Source organism: Xanthomarina sp. (genome assembly GCF_035306705.1).
Classification (GTDB): Bacteria; Bacteroidota; Bacteroidia; order Flavobacteriales; family Flavobacteriaceae; genus Xanthomarina.
Genome location: NZ_DATGNO010000084.1, coordinates 1 through 21182, shown reverse-complemented (window position 1 = coordinate 21182; position 21182 = coordinate 1). Strand labels below are relative to the sequence as shown.

Here is a 21182-nt window from a genome sequence, read left to right as displayed (position 1 = left end):
TATGAAAATAGCATTACTTGGTTACGGAAAAATGGGAAAAACCATAGAGCAAGTTGCCCTACAACGCGGACATGAAATAGTTATAAAAACAAATGAGGAAGATGGTTACGACCTCAACTCGGCAGATGTTGCTATTGACTTTAGTGTTCCAAAAGCAGCATTTTTTAATATTGCGAAATGTTTAAAATTAGGAGTTCCAGTTATATCGGGAACCACAGGTTGGCTTGAAAATTATGATAGTGCTGTAAAAATTTGTGAGGAGAATAAGGGCGCTTTTATTTATGCTCCAAATTATAGTTTGGGCGTAAACATCTTTTTTGAACTAAATAAAAGCTTAGCAAAAATGATGAGTAAACTAAGCCAATACGACGTCTCCATGGAAGAAGTCCATCATACCGAAAAACTCGATGCTCCAAGCGGAACAGCTATTAGTTTAGCCGAGGGAATAATTAACCTGCATCCAAATTATAATAAATGGCTTTTAAACAAAGATGAAGAAAAGGCCATACCTATTACTGCCAAACGCATTGATACAGTTCCTGGCACACACGAGATAACTTATAAAAGCGACGCAGACAGCATTACCATAACCCATACAGCCAATAACAGAGAAGGCTTTGCTCTTGGAGCCGTAATCGCTGCCGAATGGATCCTGGGCAAAACAGGTGTTTACACCATGAAAGATGTGTTAAATATTGGTTAACACGTATAAAACAAGTAACATTTTTTAGTGATTTTGCACTAATAAAAAAACAAAAGACAAGATTATGACCTTAACACAATTGTTTATTTTCCTTATAGTTATTCAAATAATTCATGGATTAGGAACTTGGAAACTATACATTAAAGCTGGCAGACAAGCTTGGGAAGCATTTGTTCCTGTGTACAATGCTGTTATTTTAATGAAAATAATCAATAGACCTTGGTGGTGGACTATTTTACTTTTCCTGCCAATTGTGAACCTTATTATGTTTCCTGTAGTTTGGGTGGAAACAGCTAGAAGTTTTGGAAAACATGCAACTACAGATACCATTTTAGCTATAGTAAGTCTAGGATTCTACAATTACTATCTTAATTACGGATTGGATTTAGAACATATAAAAGACAGGAGTTTACATCCAAGAACTGCTGCTGGAGATTGGATAAGTTCCATTCTTTTTGCTATTGTTGCGGCTACCATTGTTCACACGTATTTTATTCAACCTTATACCATTCCAACCTCTTCTTTAGAGAAATCATTATTGGTTGGAGACTTTTTATTTGTAAGTAAATTCCATTATGGACCTCGGGTACCAATGACTACTATTGCCGCGCCAATGGTTCATGATACCATTCCTTTTATTAATAAGAAATCCTATTTGTACAACGATCATTTAGAGAAAAAAAATACAGCCTTTATAAATAAATTGTCGTTGCCTTATATACGAATTCCTGGTTTTCAAAACATAAAGCGCAACGATATTGTTGTTTTTAACTGGCCAGTAGATACCATGTTAAACATGCGTTTTACTGATAGAAACCACTACAAACCCATCGATAAGAAAACCAATTATGTAAAACGTGCCGTAGGTATACCAGGAGATTCTCTGGAAGTTCGTAACGGCTTTGTATATATTAATGGCAAACAAAACGAATTGCCAGATAGAGCAAAACTTCAGTTTTCATATAAAATTGAAACCAAAAGTGGGCCCTTCAACAACGATCAGTTAACCAAAAGATATGATATTACCGATTTGCCACAATACAATCAAGATTATTCTTTAAGCTATTTTCCAGGAATAACAGACGAAACCTTGAATCAGTTTAAAGATCATCCAAATGTTGCAAGTGTAGAATCTTTAAAACGTGAAAAAGGAGAGCGCGAATCTAGCGTATTTCCTCACGATCCAAATTACCCATGGAACAACGACTTTTTTGGTCCTCTTTACATTCCAAAAGCTGGAGCAACTATCGATTTGAATTTAAATGTGCTACCATTATATAAACGTGTTATTTCTGAATATGAAAATAATACGCTTAAAATAAAAGGCAATCAAATCTATATTAATGGAGAAGTTGCGAATACCTACACGTTTAAAAATGATTACTACTGGATGATGGGAGATAACCGTCATAACTCCCAAGATGCAAGAACATGGGGGTTTGTACCCTTCGATCACGTAGTAGGAAAACCAGTACTTATCTGGATGAGTTGGGATAGATTTGGAAAACCACGTTGGGAACGTTTCTTTACAACAGTTCATGGAAGTGGAGAACCTGTTTCTTATTTTATTCCATTTCTAATAGTAATTGCTGGATTGTTTGGGTTTAGCCAATGGAGAAAACGTAAAAAAGCAAAATAGTTAGTTGTAAAATCGTAAAGTGGTTTAGTTAAAACAATTTTGTCTACTTAACATTTATAGATCCGTAGCATTTGCGAAGGAGGAACAAACAACCAAACAAATGAACGTCCTTATTCATCCAACCTATTTTCCAAACATAGCGCATGCATCGGCCATGCTTTATGCAAACGAAGTTACGTTTGAAATGGACGATAATTATCAGAAGCAAACCTATAGAAATAGAACTTATATCTATGGAGCCAATGGGAAATTACAGTTGAGTATTCCTATTATTCATACGCAAAAAGAAAGACAAAAATATCGCGATATTAAAATTTATCACGCCGAAAACTGGCAAGACATCCATTGGAAATCTTTAGAAACAGCCTATAGAACTTCACCCTATTTCGAGTTTTATGAAGACGAGCTTCAGCCTTTATTTACAGAAAAAGCAGAGTATCTTTTAGATTTTAACTTAAAATGTTTAGAAACTGTATTAGATTGTTTACAATGGAACCTAAATAGTTCCAAAACTAAAATCTATCAAAAAAAAGTAGAAGACCAATTAGATTATAGGTATTTGGCAAACGCTAGAAAAGAACCCGCTTATAACTTTGACAATTATATGCAAGTGTTTAACAGCAAACATGGTTTTATTCCTAATTTAAGTATTCTGGATTTACTGTTTAATGAAGGTCCAAATGCTCTAAATTACTTGAAAAACCAATACAAACACTTATAATGCTACAGCCTATTTTACATTATGGCATACATTTTTTATTACCATTAGCTGTTGCACTTTTATTTTTCAAAACGCAATGGAAAATAGCATACTTTATCATGATTTGTGGTATGTTGATAGATTTAGACCATCTACTAGCTAACCCCATGTTTGACCCAAATAGATGTAGTATCAATTTTCATCCCTTGCATAGTTATTACGCCATAGGCCTTTATGTATTATTACTACTTTCAAAAAAAACCAGATTAATTGGCTTAGGCTTGGTCATTCATATTGTGGCAGATACTGTAGATTGTATTTTGATGTAGTATTTTAGTTTGAAACAAATTTCAAACCAATAATAGAGGCAATTAAAGTAAACAAAAAGAAAACTCTCCAAAAACTAGCTGGTTCTTTAAATACAAAAATGCCAACAAGCACCGTGCCTACTGCTCCTATTCCCGTCCAAACAGCATAAGCAGTTCCAATAGGTAATTGTTGAGTAACTTTAACTAGTAAATACATGCTAATGGTTAAGCAAATTAAAAAGCCTGCGTACCAAGAAATCATTTCATTTCCTGTGGTTTCCTTCGCCTTGCCAAGACAAGCAGCAAAAGCCACTTCAAATAAACCTGCAATAATTAATAAAATCCAATTCATTTTATAAAAGTTATGGATGAAGCTTAAAGCTTGCTAAAAGTGGATAATGGTCTGAGTACAAATTGTCAAAGGTTTTAAAATCGGTAACTTCAAACTCCTTTTCGGCAAAGATAAAATCGATTCTCACGGGGAAAAATTTAAAATCGTAAGTTCTACCAAAACCATTTCCTCCCATTTTAAATGCATCTTTTAAATTACCTTTAATTTCTTTATAGACATAAGAAAAAGCCGAGTTGTTGAAATCGCCACAAATAATCATTTTATAAGGGCTAGCCGCTTTATGTTTCAAGAAAATTTCAGCTTGGATTTGTTGCATCTTAAAGGTTTCTTCTACACGTTTAAATATCCATTTAGAGTCTTCTTTTGTTAATTTATTGAAATTTGCATCTATTCTATGAGATTGTAAATGCACATTATAAATACGAAGCGTATCTTTTTCTTTAACTATATCTACAAAAATAGCATTGTTAGAAGACTTTGGAAATTCTATTGAACCAGAATTAATTATGGGATATTGTGAAAATATAGCTTGTCCGTACTTTATTTTGTTTCCAGAAAGCTTTTCGTATTTATACTTAAAAAAAGATAAGTCTACGTTTTTGTGTGGATGATATTCCTGCAAACTTAAAACATCGGGAGCCTTGGCTTTTATAAAATCTACTGCTTGTATTTCTATGCCTTTTTCTGGAATCCAGTTGTAAATATTAAATAACCGGACGTTATAATTCATTACAGAAAGATCGCTTTTATCTGGTTCAACATCCGATGAGGTAAACTTATAAAACGACCCCAAGGTAAAATATCCGATAGTTAAAACGACAAACGACAAAATGAGTTGTTTTTTCAACTTTATCAGCCAATAAATAAAGAAAAGGACATTGGTTAATATTAAAAAAGGCACCCCTAAACTTAAAACTGAAAGCAATGCGAAGTTTTTAGGCGGAAAATAGGGAAGTATATAAGATAGTAAAAGCATTGTAGCCACCAAAGCATTAACAACATAGATTAATTTATCGATAAGCTTTAGATTTTTCATATATAAGCTACTATTTACCCACTTTAAATAAAAACTCCTTTTCTTCTTTAGTTAAACTATCGTAACCACTTTTACTTATTTTATCTAAAATAACATCAATCTTTTTCTGTTTGTTCAATTCGTTAAACTCCGATTTGGAGTAGCCTGCAAATTTTTCAGCTTTTTTTCTATGAACTGTTTTTAATGGTGATTTACCAGACTTTTTAAATATGCGCGCTATTCTATCCAATAAACTTTCAAAACCTTTTCCTATATCTGTACCTTTCTTTAATTGCACCGCATAAAAATACCCCAACAAAGAACCTCCAATATGAGCTAGATTACCTCCGGAATTTACTCCAAAAAGCCCCAAAACATCTATAATTACAATGGCAACACCAAGATACCATAGTTTTAAGTTAAACGTGAAAAAACGCACTTCCGTATGTGGCATATATGCACATAAAAAAATAAGTAAAGCGCGAACTCCTGCCGAAGCCCCAACCAAACGGGTTTTCCCTTCAAATAAATCTGGAAGTACATTATAAGCTAATAGAAACAAGAGACCTCCAGATATAATTCCTAAAAAATATACATTTAAACCAATTTTCACGGAAAACAGGTTCATAAACATTTTGCCTATAAAATAAAGCCAAAGCATATTAAACAGAATATGCCAAAAATCGTAATGTGTAAATCCGTAACTAATAATGCCCCATGGTTGCAAAATAGCGTCCAAAAAACCACTTGGCAATTCTAACCAAGATAAACTTGCACTAAAATTAAAAACAACTCGAATAAACAAGCCAATGAAAAAGATAATAAGGTTGACTCCTATTATTTTTTCAAACACATTCAGGTTTTGAAGTTTTTCTTGTATGTCTTTATTTAAAGAGGTCATATTTAGTTCCAACGGTTTTTATTAAATTGTGTTTTTTTCCAATACCACATAATCAAGAAACCTGTTAAAGCACCTCCAACGTGGGCTATGTATGCCGTGTTGCTTGGACTAAAGAATGATTGACCAGTAACAGCCGAAATTAAATCCAAGGCAATTATTCCAGGAATAAAATATTTTGCTTTAATAGGCACAGGCAAAAAGATAAGCATGAGTTTAGACTCTGGATACAACATTCCAAAAGCTACTAAAACACCCATAATAGCGCCAGAAGCTCCCACCATTGTGCTATTAAAAACACCCACAAAGTGTTGTAATTGTTCCTGATTTAAGAATTCGCTCCATCGTCTATCGTACATGCTATAACCAGATTTTAGAGTTTGTAGCGTTTGAGCTTCATCGAAACCGGATTCGTTTAAAATTGACATCCCTGTGTAAAAACGGAAATAATAAAATCCAATCATACAAAGAGCGGCACCCAATCCAGATGAAATATAAAAAAATAAAAATTTCTTAGCTCCAAACTGTTGTTCTACAGCCGTCCCAAACATCCAAAGGGCAAACATGTTGAAAAGAATATGCATAAAACCTCCATGCATAAACATATGTGTAATAATTTGCCAAGGTTGAAAGGCTTCGTTTTTAGGAAAATGCAAAGCAAACCAATCGTAAAATAACGTATTATCTCCAAGAGCCTGACCGCCAATGGCTATGGTTCCTATAAACATAATCACGTTTATAATAATCAAATGTTTTACGGTATCTGTAATTCTATTTAACATAAAATATTTATATAAATTTTCTTTCTAATTCGTCCACACTTAACGTTACGAACGTCGTTTTATTTGTTGGCGACATATTTGGTTCTTTACAACCAAACAAGCTATTCACCAAATGCTCTTGTTCTGGTACGGAAAGCGATTGCCCAGATTTTACAGCTAAACTTTTTGCCATGGACTTTGCCAATAAATCTGTTGGACTAAAATTGCTATCTGGAACTTCATTTTCAATATCGTTGATTAACTGCTCTAAAATAACAGAAACCTCACTTCCGGGAACATGAATAGGTACACCAGAAATTTCAATACTATCTTTTAAAATTTCTGAAAATAAAAATCCTGTGTATTCCAAATCATCTTTTACTTGTTTTAAAATATCTATTTCTTGAGGTGAAAAATGCAGTTTTATAGGAAACAATAACTGTTGGCTCATACTTTGCTTAACCGTCATGTTTTTCAGAAAATCCTCATATAAAACCCGTTGATGTGCCCGATGTTGATCAATAACCAAGATCCCGGATTTAATGGTACTAATTACGTATTTATTCTGAATTTGAAATGTTGATTGTTTAGTTTCAACTTGAGATTGATCTTTAAAAACAGAACTTGTTTGTTCTTCACTTTCAAATTGGAGACTCGTAAAATCTTGTTGGGTTTGGGTTCCTTTAGATTCTAATCCCACATACAAACTATCCCAATTTGAAGGTGTTTGCTTTCTAAATGCGGTAGTTTGCTTTCCAGAAAACTGTCGTTCTTGAAAGGGATTAAAACTTCTGTCCACTTCTATATTTGGCACACTTGGATTTTGAATGTCTTTATAATTATACGGCGTATCTAAATTAGCATCCCTATCAAAGTCTAAAACAGGCGCAATATTAAATTGTCCCAAACTGTGTTTAACCGACGCTCTTAAGATGGCATAAAGCGTATGCTCGTCGTCGAACTTAATTTCTGTTTTAGTGGGATGAATGTTTATATCAATAGTTTGTGGATCTACCGTTAGATTTAAAAAATAACTGGCATGTGTATTATCTTTTAAAAGTCCTTCAAATGCCGAAGTAATGGCATGATTTAAATAAGCGCTTTTTATAAATCTATCGTTTACAAAAAAGAATTGTTCGCCTCTGGTTTTCTTAGCATATTCTGGTTTTCCAACAAAACCTGAAATTTTAACCACTTCGGTTTCTTCGTTTACAGGAACTAGTTTCTCATTGGTCTTTGTTCCAAAAATATTAACAATACGTTGTCTATAATTACTTTCTGGAAGATTAAAAATCTCACTTCCATTGTGGTACATAACAAATTGAATGCTTGGATGCGCTAAGGCTACTCTGTGAAATTCGTCAATAATATGGCGCGTTTCTACTTGATTCGATTTCAAGAAATTTCGTCTGGCCGGAATATTAAAAAATAAATTTTTAACTGATATAGAAGTTCCTTTTGGCGTTACCACAACTTCTTGAGAAATCACGTCGCTTCCTTCAATAATTAATTGGATGCCAACTTCATCTTCTTCTTGTTTAGATTTTAATTCTACATGGGCAATAGCAGCAATACTTGCTAAAGCTTCCCCTCGAAAACCTTTGGTATGTATTTGAAATAAGTCTTCTGCAGAACGTATTTTAGAAGTAGCATGACGCGAAAAACTTAATCTAGCATCGGTAACGCTCATTCCAGAGCCATTATCGATTACCTGAACCAAGGTTTTTCCAGCATCCTTAATTAAAAGTTTTATAATACTTGACTTGGCATCTATGGCATTTTCCATAAGTTCTTTAACTACGGAAGCCGGTCGTTGAACAACTTCTCCTGCCGCAATCTGATTCGCTACATGATCTGGTAATAACTGAATAATATCTGACATGAGCCTTTTTAAAAGAAAATGGATAAATCGAATTCAATAATAAAGAGGAAGATTAAAATTAATATTCCAATAATTATTAAAACACGTTTATTTGCGGTATGATTCTGATTGTGTTTATAATCGTTAAGTGCTGAAACTAGCTTGTTTTTTAGTCCTTTATTACTTCCAACAGTACTTCTAAAGTCGTCGAATGGGTGTTTTATTTCAAATGGGCTGCCTTCACCTTTATAGAATCTAGGTGTGTAGCTGTATTTTTTATTTTTTCTCGTTTTAAAAATCCCCATAATATCTTCTATTCATATCCGCTTAAATAATACCAAAGCACTAAAATAGCTATCAAAAACAAGACCATATACCATGGAGAGGTTAAAATGCTACTCTTTCGCTTTCTACCTTGCTTTAATTCGTGCCATTTTGACTGAATATGCTCCTCCCTATTTTCATCAATTTCAATTGAATGCTTAGGTTTGATATTAAATTGTCTGTGTTTCTTGAATAATGCCAAAATCGCTATCCTTTGATATCTTTCAAAAATACTCAAAAAACATAGAAAAACAGGCTTTGAAGTGCCAAAAATTGTTAACATTATAAGCTATCATCTAGCTTTAACTATTTCCTCAAAATAAGATTATTGGAATTTGGAGTTTGAAATTTGCCGATGGAACCTACCCAACTTCATCAGTCAAGCACGCGTTCAGTCGGGAAAATTGTTTATTTACTACTTATTCAAGGCCGCCATTTTTATGGCAGCAATAGCAGCTTCAGTTCCTTTGTTACCATGTTTTCCGCCAGAACGATCAATAGCTTGTTGTAAATTATTATCTGTTAAAACACAGAAAATAACTGGAACATCATACAGTATATTTAAGTCCTTAATGCCTTGTGAAACTGCTTCACATACAAAATCGAAATGTTTTGTTTCGCCTTGAATAACACTTCCTATGGCAATAACAGCGTCTACACCTTGTTCTTGCATTTTTTTAGAGCCAAAAATAAGCTCGTAACTACCAGGAACATTCCATCGTAAAATATTTTCTGGTAAAACCTTGTTGTCTATTAAAGCGCTATGTGCGCCTTCAAACAAACCTTCTGTAATCTTGTCGTTCCATTCTGAAACAACAATCCCAAACCGAAAATTCTTCACGCTTGGGATTGTAGCTTTATCGTATTCCGATAAATTTTTATTTTCTGTTGCCATGTGTTTTTCCGAGAAATCGGGGAAATTATTTGTTTGACAAGGCTTGCGCTTTACCTATAAATACATCAATATTTTCTGCTTCGGTAGAAGATGCATAGTTTTCCTTAATATCTGTAAAATAAGTAAGTGCTTTATCAGCCTTTCCTAAATCCATAGCTATAATTCCAGCTTTATACAAGTATAATGGAGTTGTAAAACTATTGGTTCTTAATTTAGCAGCTTGTGTATAATAATCCAACGCATCTTCTGGTTGATTTAATTGTACAAACGCATCGCCAATACTTCCCTTCGCCACTGGAGCCAAGATTAAGTCTTTACTAGAAAAATCGCTTAAGTAAGTGACAGCATTTTTGTAGTCCTTCAAGTTTAAATAAGCCATTCCAGCATAATAATTAGCTAAATTAGCTGCAGGAGTTCCACTGTACTCCGAAGTAATATCAAGCATTCCCAACTTTCCTTCACCACCATTTAAGGCTAAAGTATAAAGCGAGTCTTTTTGTGTGCCAGTAACAGCTTGACTAAAATATTTTTGAGCTTGGAACATTTCGTTCATAGCTTCATTTTGTTTTGGTTTTGCCACAAATTCGTTAAAGCCTAAATAGCCTAACACCACAGCAGCAACCAAACCAATGATTACAAAAATGTATTTTTGGTTTGTAATTACCCAATCTTCTGCTTTAGAAGCAGTCTCATCTAAGGTGTTAAAAACTTCAGCAGTTGTTGAATTATCAACAATCTCATGCTCTTTCTCTTCTTTCGTAGCTGGTTTGTAACCTCTTTTCTTGTAAGTCGCCATATTTTTTTAATTAATGCGTGGCAAAAATATGATTTTTCTTCATATTTAAAAGCCTATTATTTGTTATTTTTCAATAATTTGCGCAACATATACATTTAATAATTTAAAACTGTATTTAAGCCGCTTTTTTATGATTTTAAAATCACTTTCATTACTCAATTATAAAAATTTTGAAAGTCAATCTTTTGAGTTCAATCACAAGATCAATTGTTTTGTTGGAAACAATGGTGTCGGAAAAACCAATATTCTGGATGCCATTTATCATTTGTCCTTTGGAAAAAGTTATTTCAATCCCATTTCTTCACAAAACATCAAACATAATGAAAGTTTTTTTGTGATTAATGGCGATTATGAAAAAGCTGATAAAACCGAAAAAATTGTAGTCAGCCTAAAAAAAGGCCAGAAAAAGATTATTAAACGCAATGGGAAAAATTACGATAGATTTAGCGATCATATCGGATTTTTACCTCTTGTTATTATTTCGCCAGCAGACCGAGATTTAATTATCGAAGGCAGTACTACTAGAAGGAAATTTATAGATAGTGTGATTTCGCAAAGCGATAAACTCTATCTAGACACGTTAATAAATTACAATAAGATTCTTGTTCAAAGAAATTCACTGTTAAAATATTTCGCTTTAAATAACACTTTTAATGCCGATACTTTAGATATTTACAACAAACAATTGGACAATTATGGACATGTTATTTTTGAAAAAAGACGGGCCTTTTTAGAGACTTTTATTCCAATTTTTAAAGAACGATACAAAGCCATAAGCAATGGAAATGAGGATGTTAACTTAATTTACACCAGCGATTTGCTAAACGGACAATTAGAGACTCTTTTAAGGGAATCCATCAATAAAGACAAGGCTTTGCACTATACAAGTGTTGGAACCCATAAAGACGATTTAGTTTTTGAAATCGAACAGCATCCCATCAAGAAATTTGGAAGTCAGGGGCAACAAAAATCCTTTTTAATTGCTTTAAAACTGGCTCAATTCGACTTTATAAAAGCTCAAAGTGGTGAAAATCCTATTTTGTTACTTGATGATATTTTTGATAAATTAGATGAAAATCGGGTGTCGCAAATAATAAAATTAGTGGATGATGAAAATTTTGGTCAGTTGTTTATTAGCGATACACATGCAGATAGAACAGAAAAAGCCATAAAACAAGTACATCAGTCTTATGAGATTTTTAAACTTTAAGCTAAAAGAATAGAAAAGAGAAACAAGACTAAAAAATAATCTAAACTATTTTCTTAATCCTTGAATCTTACACTCAAAACCATAAAAACAAATACCATGAATTCAAAATACCTCATCTTAATTCTAAGCATGCTCGTTTTGAGTAGCTGCTCTAAAAATCCAGAAACTTATATTGAACATCTTGAAGGTTATTGGGAAATTGAAGAAGTAACTTTACCCGACGGTACCAAGAAAAAATACACCTATAACGATACGGTAGATTATATTAACATTTCAGATAGTTTGGTTGGTTTCAGAATTAAATTAAAACCTGGTTTCGATGGTACTTATGAAACCTCTCACGACACGGAGCAATTTACCATTAAGATTGAAAACGACAGTTTAAACTTATATTACGAAACCCCTTACGACACTTGGAAAGAAACCGTTTTGTTAGCAACTAATGAGCAACTTAAAGTTACTAATAAGAATAAAGCGGTATTTTTATATAAGAAATTTACACCTATAAATGTTACTAAATAAAATTCTCATAAAACATGGCAAAACGAAACAACGAACATATTAGCATAGGAGATGCCTTAAAAGAATTTGTTGAAACCAACAAGCTTGAATACGGTTTGGATGTAGTTAAGGTACAGGAAACATGGAGAGATATGATGGGGAATGGTGTAAATAATTACACAACAGACATCCAACTAAAAAACAACACCCTCTTTGTGCAATTAAGTTCCAGTGTTTTAAGAGAAGAGCTTAGTTATGGTAAAGACAAAATAATCAACATGCTCAATGAATCTCTTGGAAAAGACATTATTAAGAAATTAGTCCTGCGATAAAATTAGTAATAACCAAGGTTTATACAACACACAAGCCCAACCTTCAATTCGTTTCTGTACCTAAGAGCATTTTGAACCACATAAAATGAAAAGCCTTGTAATATCTAAATTACAAGGCTTTTTAAATGTATTTAACTCTGTTTTACTGTTTAATTAGCTTAATAACCTGAGTTGCATTTTTAGTGTGCACATTCATAAAATAGATTCCAGACATAACCTGTGTAAGGTCTATAACTTGAAGATTTTCACTATTAGAGAGATCGATTGTTTTAATTATCCTTCCATTAATATCAAAAATATCAGCTTTTAGTAAGTCTATATTATTGGTGTTTTTAAGGGTAAACTTTCCGTTTGATGGATTTGGAAATATTTTAATGTTATTCTTCAAACTTTCAAATTCTGAAACTGAAAGAAACATATCGCAATTGTAAATAGAAATATCATCTACATACCAACCTTCTCTACCGTTACATCCATCTGTTCCAAGCTCCCATCTCAGTTGGATTGTTGAATTTGCCACCACTCCTATAGACGACAAATCTATATAACTTCTTCCCCAGCTTCCAGAAGTTGAACCTTCGTCAGAACCTGTAAAAGCCATTTGTCCTTGCATGGGGTTATCGCTTCCATCAATGCTTAAGAAGGTATTATACGGATTTGCTGTAAAAGCGCTTGCTGGCAAAAACATCCATGCATTCCCATCCAAACTGTATTTAATATTACCACCATCCCAAGTACGTTCAGTAGAAACATAGTGAACAAAGGTCATCTCGAAAGTTCCTGTTAATTGGTTTGGAATCGTTATAACAGGGCTTTCTAATCTAATAATACCATTTTGAAGTGACGTATAACAATCTCCATTAATAGGATCTATTGCAAAAATAGCGTGCCCCGCTCTATCATTTGGTAAACCAGAAGCAACTATCCAATCTCTTTCTTCCCAAGTTGCAGGATCCGTTGGGATTTGCGAAACATTCCAACCCGACATTCCAGACTCCCAATCTTCAAAAAATATAGGAGCATTTAAAGCAGAATTACATGGATCTACAGTAGCGGACAAAAGTGGCTGATATCCACAATTATTCTCCGTACGCAACTCCACAGCCAATAAGGTGTTTACCAATTGGTTGTAATCTGATGTTGTAATTATTTCACCCGAGAGTCCAATTGGCGCAGAAGTACTTAAACCTTCTAAATTAATCCCTAATAAATCCGAACATGAAGCTTCTAAAGCATCTGCCAATGAATAAAAATCGCTTGTTGCAGTTAAGTAGCTACTTTGAGCTCTCCAAAAAATATGTGCAGCTTTAGTAAAGCCGATCCCTGAAATAGTTTGACCGTTATACGTCCCACCATCCACTAAAAGTGCATAGGCATGGTTAGGAATTCCCGAATTAGAGTGAACTCCTCCGCCATCTCCAGTGCCACAATAATATTGACCATCGGTTACTTTTCCAGGATCGCCATTACAATTTGGATTCCACATATCTCTAATAGCACCACCAAAAGCGGTAGCATCCTCTCCCATTCGCCATCTATCCGAACTGTAACATCCAGTTCTAAGTGAGAAGTCTTCATCTTCATCTTCATAATTATTTAATAAATCCACCGTTTCTCCCCAGATATCAGAAAAGGATTCGTTCATGGCGCCAGATTCGTAGGCATAAATTAAGCCACTTGTATATTCTGTATAGGCGTGGCCCCATTCGTGGGCAATCACATCATCAGAAGCTGTTCCATTACAATAATTTGCCGTAACACCATTCCAGTTGGCATTAGGACAAGAAATATTTGGGTTATTATTTATCGTTCGCATTTGTGCATCTGCACCATCGTAAGACACATAACCAAAAGCATTATTAAAAAAATTATACACATGTCCAGATGCCATAACTTCGTTTTGTTGCCAGATATTTAAAGGTCCTGGAAAAGCATCACCTTCCTGCCAAACAATATTTGAGGTATTGTTTTCGTAGACAATCCTATCTATTGCATGAGCCATTCCTGTAAATTGCTCTGTAATTTCACCTGAATGTGCATTTATAAAAACGTACTCCCGAACATCTGCATCGTTTCTAACTTCCACTTTATAAACCAAAGAAGTAGCACCAAAAGCATTATTAACTAATCCTTTTTGAAATAAATACAAGGTGGTTTCAAAAGCGAATAATGAAATTCCAGAATAATTAATATCTTGTTTATTTACAATATCAATAGCGGTAGCATTTGCTTGTGAAGCACTAATGGAAGGCTCTGTACTGTTTTTGATGTTAGGAATATAGTTTCCATTAATAGCAGTCAATTGGTTATTCGTGTTAAAATGAAAGCGTAATTGCCCATCGAAAACCGGTATATTATTTTTATGTTGAGTTAAAGTAATCTGCTTAAAAGCATAATTATCCGTTTTAACAGTTCCAAATTTAAATGTGCTTTCTACTGTTTGAAAAGGAAACAATTCTTTATTACTTTCCAAAAAGAAAATAACTTTAGCTTGAAGGCTTGAGCCTTGCAATTCCAAAGGTTTGTTTCTTGGAAATTTAACAAATTCGGCAACTCCATTGGTATTTACAGTAATTGAAGCTTGGGTTTGCGCTTCAAGTTTCTTAATAGCTTTTTGCATATTTTGCGCAAAAGCCATAGAGCCAACTAACACAAAACCAACCAAAAGCATGGTTGTTTTTTTCATGGGATTTTTTTTTAGATGGGCGAATGTAAAATAAAAAAATAAAAAAAAGCCTGAAAAATAAATTTTTCAGGCTTAATCTGTAACTTATGTTAAGTTTGTTTTATTTAAAACATCTCTCTTCCAGAAAAATGAAAAGCGCTTTCAATAGCGGCGTTTTCATCACTATCACTTCCGTGAGCAGCGTTTTCTCCAATAGAAGCAGCGTATAATTTTCTTATGGTACCTTCAGCTGCATCTGCAGGATTAGTAGCACCAATTAAAGTTCTAAAATCTTCAACAGCATTGTCTTTTTCTAAAATTGCAGCTACAATTGGACCACGAGTCATGTATTCTATCAATTCTCCAAAGAAAGGTCTTTCGTTGTGGATTGCATAAAATGCTTCAGCATCAGCTTTTGTCATTTGTGTTAATTTCATTGCTACGATTCTAAAACCTGAAGCATTGATTTTCTCTAAAATTGCGCCAATGTGCCCTTTTTCAACTGCATCTGGCTTAAGCATTGTAAATGTTCTGTTAGTTGCCATTTTATTTTTTTTTAATGTGGCTGCAAAAGTAATGCTTTTCTATAAAAAAACCTTAAAATCTCATATTAAATAATTGTATCTTTGTTTCCTATGAAAAAAGACGATATCATCAAGATAAACCAGCTGTTAAAAACACCTAAACAAATAGTTATTGTTCCTCATAAAAACCCAGATGGAGACGCTATTGGTTCTACTTTAGGCTTGTATTTATATCTTTTAAAGCATAAGCAAAACGTAACGGTTATTGCTCCTAACGATTATCCAGATTTTTTAAAATGGATGCCTGGAGAGTCTAAAATTCTAAAATATGAATTTCAAAAAGAAGTAAGTGATATCTTAATTTCACAAGCAGAAGTGATTTTTACTTTAGATTTTAATGCGCTAAACAGAACAGGAGACATGGAAGAAGCTTTAACCTCGAGTAAAGCTTTAAAAATCATGATAGACCATCATCAACAACCAGACAATTATGCTACTTATATGTACTCGGATGTTAGCATGAGTTCCACTTGTGAAATGGTTTACAATTTCATTGAAATGCTTGGAGACAAAAACCTCATAGACCAAGACATAGCAAGTTGTTTATATGCAGGAATTTTAACGGATACAGGTTCGTTTAGATTTCCTTCAACCACGAGCAAAACCCATCAAATTGCTGGAAATTTAATAAAAAAAGGAGCTAATCACTCAGAAATTTACAATCAGATTTTCGATAATAATAGTTATGAACGCATGCAGCTTCTAGGTTGTGCTTTAAGCAACTTAAAAATCTTGCCAGAATATAGAACTGCTTACATAACATTATCTCAAGAGGAACTGAACCAATTCAACTATAAAAAAGGTGACACAGAAGGCTTTGTTAACTATGCCCTTTCCTTAAACAACATCATTTTTGCTGCTATTTTTATTGAAGATTCACAAAATAACATTGTAAAAATTTCGTTACGTTCTAAAGGAAATTTCTCTGTTAACGAGTTTTCTAGAACCCATTTTGAAGGTGGAGGTCACACAAATGCCGCAGGTGGAAAAAGCAATTTAAATTTAAAATCTACAGTTGAAAATTTTATTAGTATCTTGTCCCGCTATAAAAATGCCCTAAACAATGAGTAGAATTCTTACCATATTAATAGGCACCCTGCTTCTGGTAGCTTGCAAATCGCCCGAAGCCAGACGACCAGTTTCGTCAAAATCCGGATCGTTTATCGACGAATCTGTTGAAAGGAACATTAAATTAAAAGAGCGGGAAGAAGCCTATATTAAAAAAATTATGTCCGAAAACCCTGAGCAAAACTACATCGCTTCAGAAAATGGATTTTGGTATTACTACAATGTAAAACAAGCAGACAGCTTGATATCTCCAGATTTTGGTGATATTGTCAACTTCAATTACAATATAAAAACCTTAAACAACGAACTTATCTACTCCCAAGAAGATCTTAAAAACCAAACCTACGTTATGGATAAGCAAGAACTTTTTTCGGGTTTAAGGGAGGGCTTAAAACTTATGAAAACAGGAGAAACCGTCACTTTCATGTTTCCTTCACAAAAAGCTTATGGGTATTATGGAGACGAAAATAGAATTGGCATCAATGTGCCCTTACTATGCGAAGTTTCTGTAAATTCAATTATTGACAAATAATTTCAATTATATTTTTAATAAAACACTATTTTTACAACCGAAAAACTTTTTACAAATGAACATTTTAAAACATACTATGAAAATTTTATTTCTTGCGCTTTTAGTAAGTTTCACATCTTGCGAACAGCAAAAATATCCTGATTTAGAAGACGGATTATACGCTGAATTTGTTACCAACAAAGGTATTATGGTAGCTAAATTACATTACAAAGAAGTTCCTGTTACTGTAGCTAATTTTGTAGCTTTAGTTGAAGGAACCCATCCTAACCTTCCAGATTCTTTAAAAGGGAAAAGATATTACGATGGAACGACCTTCCATAGAGTTATTGATCAATTTATGATTCAAGGTGGTGATCCAACAGGAACAGGCGCTGGAAGTCCTGGGTATAAGTTCTTAGATGAATTTCACCCAAGTTTAAAACACGACAAACCTGGTATTTTATCTATGGCCAATGCTGGTCCTGCTACTAATGGAAGTCAATTTTTTATTACCGAAATCCCTACGCCTAACCTAGACAACAAACACGCTGTTTTTGGAGAGTTGGTAATTGGATTGGATGTTCAAGACAGTATTTCTAATGTAGAAGTTAACAGATCTGACAACAAACCGGTTGATCCAGTAATTATAGAAACTATCAACATTATTAGAAAAGGAAAAGATGCTGAAGCTTTTGATGCTGCCAAAGTTTATACGGAAGACCTTTCTAAAGTTGAAGAAAGACAAAACCAATTAAAAGAGGAAGAAAACCAAAAAATTAAGGAAAGTGCTAAAGTAGCTGCTGAATCTTTTTTAACCAAAAATGCCGATTTAACTGGAACAGTTAAGAAATTGGATACTGGAGTTGTTATGATTTTCACAAAGGAAGATGCTGCTGCAGTAAAACCTAATTCTACCCAGAGAGTTCTTGTGGATTATGCTGGATTTTTTGAGGATGGACGTTTATTTGATACTTCATGGGCTGATGTAGCAAAAGAAAACAACCAATACAACGAGCAACGTGATACACAAGGAGGTTACAAACCGTTTCCTATGATTTATAACGAAACAGCTAGTCTTGTTCCTGGTTTTAGAGAAGCTATGCTTAATATGAATGTTGGAGATAAAGCACGTGTGTTTATTCCAAGTTACTTAGGATATGGAGCAAATGGAATGGGTCCAATTCCTCCAAACACCAATCTGGTTTTTGTATTGGAAATTGTTGGAATAGCTGAATAATATTTTATAAGCTGTAAGCTTATAAACCATAAGTAATAAGCCACAAACCCACAAATAAAAATACATTTGTGGGTTTGTGGTTTTTTTGTGGATAGAGTTTTGAAATAATTATTATAAGTTTTATTATAAAATGAAAAGCCACAAATACTCGAATAATTAGGCACTCGTCCATTCAGCGCTGAACTCCTAAAATCTCAATCGAGATTGATTCTCTGAAAACACCGACTGGACATCAAAAAATAAAAAAGCCACAAATACAAGAACATTCGTGCAATCGTGGCTAAATTCTTAAAAGGAAATCTACCTTTATTTCTTAGGAATCTGTTTCAAAATCTCTAAAACAAACTTCCAATATTTTTGAGCTGAAGATATTTGAGCTCTTTCATCTGGAGAATGTGCTCCTTTAATGTTAGGACCAAAACTAATCATGTCCATGTCTGGATAATTCTGTCCTAAAATACCACATTCCAATCCTGCATGGCAAGCAGCAACATGTGCTTTATGTCCATTCATTTTTTCGTATAAATTATCCAAGACTTTTAAAATAGCTGAATCCATATTTGGTTTCCATCCTGGGTAATCTCCTGAAAACTCCACTTCGCATCCGGTTAATTCAAAAGTTGCACGAAGCATGTTGGCTAAATCCCATTTAGAACTTTCTACCGATGAGCGTGTTAAACAACCTATTGTAATTTCGCCATCTTTTACAATTACTCTAGCAATGTTGTTAGATGTTTCTACCAAATTCGGGATATCTGCACTCATTCTATATACCCCATTTAATGCGGCATACAACGCTCTAGTTAAACCTTCCTGAACACCTAAATCCATAATGTTTTTAGGAGTTTCTATTTTAGTTACCACAATGTCCAAATCGGGCTCCATGGTTTTTAGCTCAGTTTTTATCTCATTGGCATAGTCGGCCATTTCCGCTTCAAAAGCTTCTTCGTGCACCGCATCTATAGCAACAATGGCCTTACTTTCTCTTGGAATAGCATTTCTTAAACTACCTCCATCAATTTCAGAAATACGCAAGCCAAAATTCTCAAAACCATCAAATAACAAACGGTTCATTATTTTATTGGCATTACCTAAACCTTCGTGAATTTGCATCCCTGAATGTCCTCCCTGCAATCCTTGTACTACAATAGAAAAGCCTGTTTTAAATTCAGGAGTTTCTTCTTCGGTATAAGTTCTAGTTGCTGTTACATCAATACCTCCAGCACAACCTACACCAATCTCATCATCTTCTTCCGTATCTAAATTCAAAAGAATTTCGCCTTCAAGCAAACCTCCTTTTAAACCCATGGCACCTGTCATTCCTGTTTCTTCATCTATAGTAAACAAAGCCTCAATAGCTGGATGAGGAATAGTGGTGCTTTCTAAAATGGCCATAATAGTTGCCACTCCTAAACCATTATCGGCCCCTAAAGTTGTTCCTTTTGCACGAACCCAATCTCCATCTACATACATGTCGATTCCTTGGGTAGCAAAATCGAAATTAGTGTCAGAATTTTTTTGGTGAACCATATCTAAATGCGACTGCATAACAATAGTTACACGATCTTCCATTCCCGATGTTGCAGGTTTTTTGATAATTACGTTTCCAACCTCATCTTCAATAGTTTCAAGGTTTAATTTTTTACCAAAATCTTTCATAAAGGCAATAACCTGCTCTTCTTTTTTTGAAGCTCTTGGCACAGCATTTAAGTCGGCAAATTTATTCCAAAGTTCTTTTGGCTCTAGGTTTCTAATTTCTGAATTCATCTAATTGTTTTTTGAAAACGCAAAGATACAAATACCTTGCAGGTTTTTAAAGCCTACAGGGAAGAATTACAAACATTTGATTATTTTTGAAGGATGCTTAAAAACCCAAAACCATACATAGCCTTTTCCATAGTTCCATTATTTCTAATAGTGAAACTCTTAAAGCAATTCCCTGAAGTTGTTGAAACCTACTACAGCCTTGGCATTTATCCGTTTTTTTCCAGATTGTTTCGTTATACCTTAGGATGGATTCCATTTTCGTTTGGAGATCTGTTGTATGGAATTGCTATAATATACATACTAAGATGGCTAATTTTAAACAGAAGACGCATTATAAAAGACACCAAGCATTGGTTAATGGATGTTTTTGCAGCCATTTCAATTATTTATTTTGCCTTCCATTTGTTTTGGGCCATGAACTACCACAGACTGCCTTTACATGAAAGTTTACATTTAGAAGCAGATTATTCCACGGAACAATTAATGTTGGTGACTGAAAATTTGATAGAAAAATCGAATGCACTGCATTCCGAATTGGCTAAAAACGATTCCATTAAAATAGATATACCATTTACCAAGAACGAGATTATATCTTTAATTCCAATTGGTTTTAAAGCTTTAGAACAAGAATTTCCACATTTAAAATACCATCCAAAAAGCATTAAAAAATCGTTATTTAGCTTACCATTAACCTTTATGGGTTTTAGTGGTTATTTAAATCCTTTAACCAACGAAGCTCAAATTAATAGTTTGATTGTCCCTTATAGATTTCCTGTGGTTGGATCGCATGAAGTGGCACATCAATTAGGTTATGCCAAAGAAAATGAAGCTAATTTTATAGGTGGATTAGCAGCCATTAATCACCCAAACATTTATTTTAATTATAGTGGATACACATTTTTATTGAAACACTGTTTGATAGAAATTTACAAACGGGATAGCGAACTATATTTCGAAACTTTAAAAACCATAAATAAAGGGATTTTAAAAAACTATCAGGAAACCCAAGATTTCTGGGACAGTTATAAAAATCCGGCTGAACCTCTTTTTAAAAG

The 21182-nt window shown here is 33.8% G+C and carries 22 protein-coding genes; 11 read left to right on the top strand and 11 right to left on the bottom strand.

Features of this window, described 5'->3' with window-relative positions:
- The first annotated feature begins 1 nt into the window (after position 1).
- The 4 genes from dapB to VKY47_RS07675 all read left to right on the top strand — a co-directional run bounded on the left by dapB (position 2) and on the right by VKY47_RS07675 (position 3371).
- Complete coding sequence (gene dapB / locus VKY47_RS07690) at positions 2 to 703, top strand: 4-hydroxy-tetrahydrodipicolinate reductase (RefSeq protein ID WP_324311749.1); 702 nt, start codon at positions 2 to 4, stop codon at positions 701 to 703.
- Between the two features lie 64 nt (positions 704 to 767).
- Complete coding sequence (lepB, locus tag VKY47_RS07685) at positions 768 to 2342, top strand: signal peptidase I (RefSeq protein WP_324311748.1); 1575 nt, start codon at positions 768 to 770, stop codon at positions 2340 to 2342.
- Positions 2343 to 2442: 100 nt separating this feature from the next.
- Entirely contained in the window at positions 2443 to 3063 is a 621-nt protein-coding gene (locus VKY47_RS07680; protein ID WP_324311747.1) for a WbqC family protein, read from the top strand.
- On the top strand, positions 3063 to 3371 hold the full coding sequence (locus VKY47_RS07675; protein WP_324311745.1) for a DUF6122 family protein: 309 nt from the start codon (positions 3063 to 3065) through the stop codon (positions 3369 to 3371). Before VKY47_RS07680 ends, VKY47_RS07675 begins: the two co-directional genes overlap by 1 nt.
- 4 nt (positions 3372 to 3375) lie before the next feature.
- Here VKY47_RS07675 and VKY47_RS07670 read toward each other — a convergent pair whose 3' ends face one another.
- The 8 genes from VKY47_RS07670 to VKY47_RS07635 form a co-directional block, all read right to left on the bottom strand.
- Positions 3376 to 3702 (bottom strand): DMT family transporter, encoded by a 327-nt coding sequence (locus tag VKY47_RS07670; protein WP_324311744.1) that lies wholly within the window; start codon positions 3700 to 3702, stop codon positions 3376 to 3378.
- Positions 3703 to 3712: 10 nt separating this feature from the next.
- On the bottom strand, positions 3713 to 4738 hold the full coding sequence (locus VKY47_RS07665) for an endonuclease/exonuclease/phosphatase family protein (RefSeq protein WP_324311742.1): 1026 nt from the start codon (positions 4736 to 4738) through the stop codon (positions 3713 to 3715).
- 10 nt (positions 4739 to 4748) lie between these two features.
- Positions 4749 to 5618, bottom strand: a complete 870-nt coding sequence (locus tag VKY47_RS07660) for a rhomboid family intramembrane serine protease (RefSeq protein WP_324311741.1) — start codon at positions 5616 to 5618, stop codon at positions 4749 to 4751.
- Between the two features lie 2 nt (positions 5619 to 5620).
- Complete coding sequence (locus VKY47_RS07655; RefSeq protein ID WP_324311739.1) at positions 5621 to 6397, bottom strand: rhomboid family intramembrane serine protease; 777 nt, start codon at positions 6395 to 6397, stop codon at positions 5621 to 5623.
- Between the two features lie 7 nt (positions 6398 to 6404).
- Positions 6405 to 8258, bottom strand: a complete 1854-nt coding sequence (gene mutL, locus VKY47_RS07650) for a DNA mismatch repair endonuclease MutL (protein ID WP_324311738.1) — start codon at positions 8256 to 8258, stop codon at positions 6405 to 6407.
- 8 nt (positions 8259 to 8266) lie between these two features.
- The gene (locus VKY47_RS07645; RefSeq protein WP_324311737.1) at positions 8267 to 8542 is read right to left on the bottom strand and encodes a riboflavin synthase subunit beta; all 276 of its coding nucleotides are present in this window, start codon (positions 8540 to 8542) and stop codon (positions 8267 to 8269) included.
- Positions 8543 to 8976: 434 nt separating this feature from the next.
- Positions 8977 to 9456: a 6,7-dimethyl-8-ribityllumazine synthase gene (gene ribH, locus VKY47_RS07640; protein ID WP_324311735.1), complete on the bottom strand. Its 480-nt coding sequence runs from the start codon at positions 9454 to 9456 to the stop codon at positions 8977 to 8979.
- Positions 9457 to 9481: 25 nt separating this feature from the next.
- Positions 9482 to 10252, bottom strand: coding sequence for a tetratricopeptide repeat protein (locus VKY47_RS07635; protein WP_324311733.1), 771 nt, complete (start codon positions 10250 to 10252; stop codon positions 9482 to 9484).
- A 130-nt stretch (positions 10253 to 10382) separates the two neighbouring features.
- Here VKY47_RS07635 and recF point away from each other — a divergent pair, with 130 nt between their 5' ends.
- From recF to VKY47_RS07620, 3 genes are all read left to right on the top strand, one after another.
- Positions 10383 to 11462 (top strand): DNA replication/repair protein RecF, encoded by a 1080-nt coding sequence (gene recF / locus VKY47_RS07630; protein WP_324311731.1) that lies wholly within the window; start codon positions 10383 to 10385, stop codon positions 11460 to 11462.
- Between the two features lie 96 nt (positions 11463 to 11558).
- Positions 11559 to 11984 carry a hypothetical protein gene (locus VKY47_RS07625; RefSeq protein ID WP_324311729.1) on the top strand — a complete coding sequence of 142 codons (426 nt, stop codon included), beginning with the start codon at positions 11559 to 11561 and terminating at the stop codon, positions 11982 to 11984.
- A gap of 14 nt (positions 11985 to 11998) precedes the next feature.
- The gene (locus VKY47_RS07620; RefSeq protein WP_324311728.1) at positions 11999 to 12295 is read left to right on the top strand and encodes a DciA family protein; all 297 of its coding nucleotides are present in this window, start codon (positions 11999 to 12001) and stop codon (positions 12293 to 12295) included.
- A 142-nt stretch (positions 12296 to 12437) separates the two neighbouring features.
- Here the strand turns inward: VKY47_RS07620 and VKY47_RS07615 are convergent, their stop codons facing one another.
- Together VKY47_RS07615 and VKY47_RS07610 are read right to left on the bottom strand one after the other, a co-directional pair.
- Positions 12438 to 14981 (bottom strand): M4 family metallopeptidase, encoded by a 2544-nt coding sequence (locus tag VKY47_RS07615; protein ID WP_324311726.1) that lies wholly within the window; start codon positions 14979 to 14981, stop codon positions 12438 to 12440.
- A 104-nt stretch (positions 14982 to 15085) separates the two neighbouring features.
- Positions 15086 to 15505 carry a nucleoside-diphosphate kinase gene (locus VKY47_RS07610; protein WP_324311725.1) on the bottom strand — a complete coding sequence of 140 codons (420 nt, stop codon included), beginning with the start codon at positions 15503 to 15505 and terminating at the stop codon, positions 15086 to 15088.
- A gap of 90 nt (positions 15506 to 15595) precedes the next feature.
- On the opposite strand from VKY47_RS07610, the gene VKY47_RS07605 reads away from it, so the two are divergent.
- The 3 genes from VKY47_RS07605 to VKY47_RS07595 all read left to right on the top strand — a co-directional run bounded on the left by VKY47_RS07605 (position 15596) and on the right by VKY47_RS07595 (position 18360).
- Positions 15596 to 16615 carry a DHH family phosphoesterase gene (locus VKY47_RS07605; protein WP_324311724.1) on the top strand — a complete coding sequence of 340 codons (1020 nt, stop codon included), beginning with the start codon at positions 15596 to 15598 and terminating at the stop codon, positions 16613 to 16615.
- Positions 16608 to 17144, top strand: coding sequence for a gliding motility-associated peptidyl-prolyl isomerase GldI (gldI, locus tag VKY47_RS07600; protein WP_324311723.1), 537 nt, complete (start codon positions 16608 to 16610; stop codon positions 17142 to 17144). Before VKY47_RS07605 ends, gldI begins: the two co-directional genes overlap by 8 nt.
- 76 nt (positions 17145 to 17220) lie before the next feature.
- Positions 17221 to 18360 carry a peptidylprolyl isomerase gene (locus VKY47_RS07595; protein WP_324311722.1) on the top strand — a complete coding sequence of 380 codons (1140 nt, stop codon included), beginning with the start codon at positions 17221 to 17223 and terminating at the stop codon, positions 18358 to 18360.
- 306 nt (positions 18361 to 18666) lie between these two features.
- On the opposite strand, the gene VKY47_RS07590 is transcribed toward VKY47_RS07595, so the two are convergent.
- Positions 18667 to 20127 (bottom strand): aminoacyl-histidine dipeptidase, encoded by a 1461-nt coding sequence (locus VKY47_RS07590; protein WP_324311721.1) that lies wholly within the window; start codon positions 20125 to 20127, stop codon positions 18667 to 18669.
- Between the two features lie 150 nt (positions 20128 to 20277).
- On the opposite strand from VKY47_RS07590, the gene VKY47_RS07585 reads away from it, so the two are divergent.
- A partial coding sequence (locus VKY47_RS07585) for a DUF3810 domain-containing protein (RefSeq protein WP_324311720.1) occupies positions 20278 to 21182 on the top strand: 905 nt, incomplete at its 3' end.

What these genes read in the sequence shown, in the direction of transcription:
- ribH (WP_324311735.1), bottom strand. Translation starts at nt 9,456, where the DNA reads ATGGCAACAGAAAATAAAAATTTATCGGAATACGATAAAGCTACAATC.
- VKY47_RS07665 (WP_324311742.1), bottom strand. Translation starts at nt 4,738, where the DNA reads ATGAAAAATCTAAAGCTTATCGATAAATTAATCTATGTTGTTAATGCT.
- VKY47_RS07625 (WP_324311729.1), top strand. Translation starts at nt 11,559, where the DNA reads ATGAATTCAAAATACCTCATCTTAATTCTAAGCATGCTCGTTTTGAGT.
- recF (WP_324311731.1), top strand. Translation starts at nt 10,383, where the DNA reads ATGATTTTAAAATCACTTTCATTACTCAATTATAAAAATTTTGAAAGT.
- VKY47_RS07620 (WP_324311728.1), top strand. Translation starts at nt 11,999, where the DNA reads ATGGCAAAACGAAACAACGAACATATTAGCATAGGAGATGCCTTAAAA.
- VKY47_RS07615 (WP_324311726.1), bottom strand. Translation starts at nt 14,981, where the DNA reads ATGAAAAAAACAACCATGCTTTTGGTTGGTTTTGTGTTAGTTGGCTCT.
- VKY47_RS07610 (WP_324311725.1), bottom strand. Translation starts at nt 15,505, where the DNA reads ATGGCAACTAACAGAACATTTACAATGCTTAAGCCAGATGCAGTTGAA.
- VKY47_RS07655 (WP_324311739.1), bottom strand. Translation starts at nt 6,397, where the DNA reads ATGTTAAATAGAATTACAGATACCGTAAAACATTTGATTATTATAAAC.
- VKY47_RS07605 (WP_324311724.1), top strand. Translation starts at nt 15,596, where the DNA reads ATGAAAAAAGACGATATCATCAAGATAAACCAGCTGTTAAAAACACCT.
- VKY47_RS07660 (WP_324311741.1), bottom strand. Translation starts at nt 5,618, where the DNA reads ATGACCTCTTTAAATAAAGACATACAAGAAAAACTTCAAAACCTGAAT.
- dapB (WP_324311749.1), top strand. Translation starts at nt 2, where the DNA reads ATGAAAATAGCATTACTTGGTTACGGAAAAATGGGAAAAACCATAGAG.
- mutL (WP_324311738.1), bottom strand. Translation starts at nt 8,258, where the DNA reads ATGTCAGATATTATTCAGTTATTACCAGATCATGTAGCGAATCAGATT.
- VKY47_RS07680 (WP_324311747.1), top strand. Translation starts at nt 2,443, where the DNA reads ATGAACGTCCTTATTCATCCAACCTATTTTCCAAACATAGCGCATGCA.
- gldI (WP_324311723.1), top strand. Translation starts at nt 16,608, where the DNA reads ATGAGTAGAATTCTTACCATATTAATAGGCACCCTGCTTCTGGTAGCT.
- VKY47_RS07590 (WP_324311721.1), bottom strand. Translation starts at nt 20,127, where the DNA reads ATGAATTCAGAAATTAGAAACCTAGAGCCAAAAGAACTTTGGAATAAA.
- VKY47_RS07645 (WP_324311737.1), bottom strand. Translation starts at nt 8,542, where the DNA reads ATGGGGATTTTTAAAACGAGAAAAAATAAAAAATACAGCTACACACCT.
- VKY47_RS07595 (WP_324311722.1), top strand. Translation starts at nt 17,221, where the DNA reads ATGAAAATTTTATTTCTTGCGCTTTTAGTAAGTTTCACATCTTGCGAA.
- lepB (WP_324311748.1), top strand. Translation starts at nt 768, where the DNA reads ATGACCTTAACACAATTGTTTATTTTCCTTATAGTTATTCAAATAATT.
- VKY47_RS07670 (WP_324311744.1), bottom strand. Translation starts at nt 3,702, where the DNA reads ATGAATTGGATTTTATTAATTATTGCAGGTTTATTTGAAGTGGCTTTT.
- VKY47_RS07635 (WP_324311733.1), bottom strand. Translation starts at nt 10,252, where the DNA reads ATGGCGACTTACAAGAAAAGAGGTTACAAACCAGCTACGAAAGAAGAG.
- VKY47_RS07675 (WP_324311745.1), top strand. Translation starts at nt 3,063, where the DNA reads ATGCTACAGCCTATTTTACATTATGGCATACATTTTTTATTACCATTA.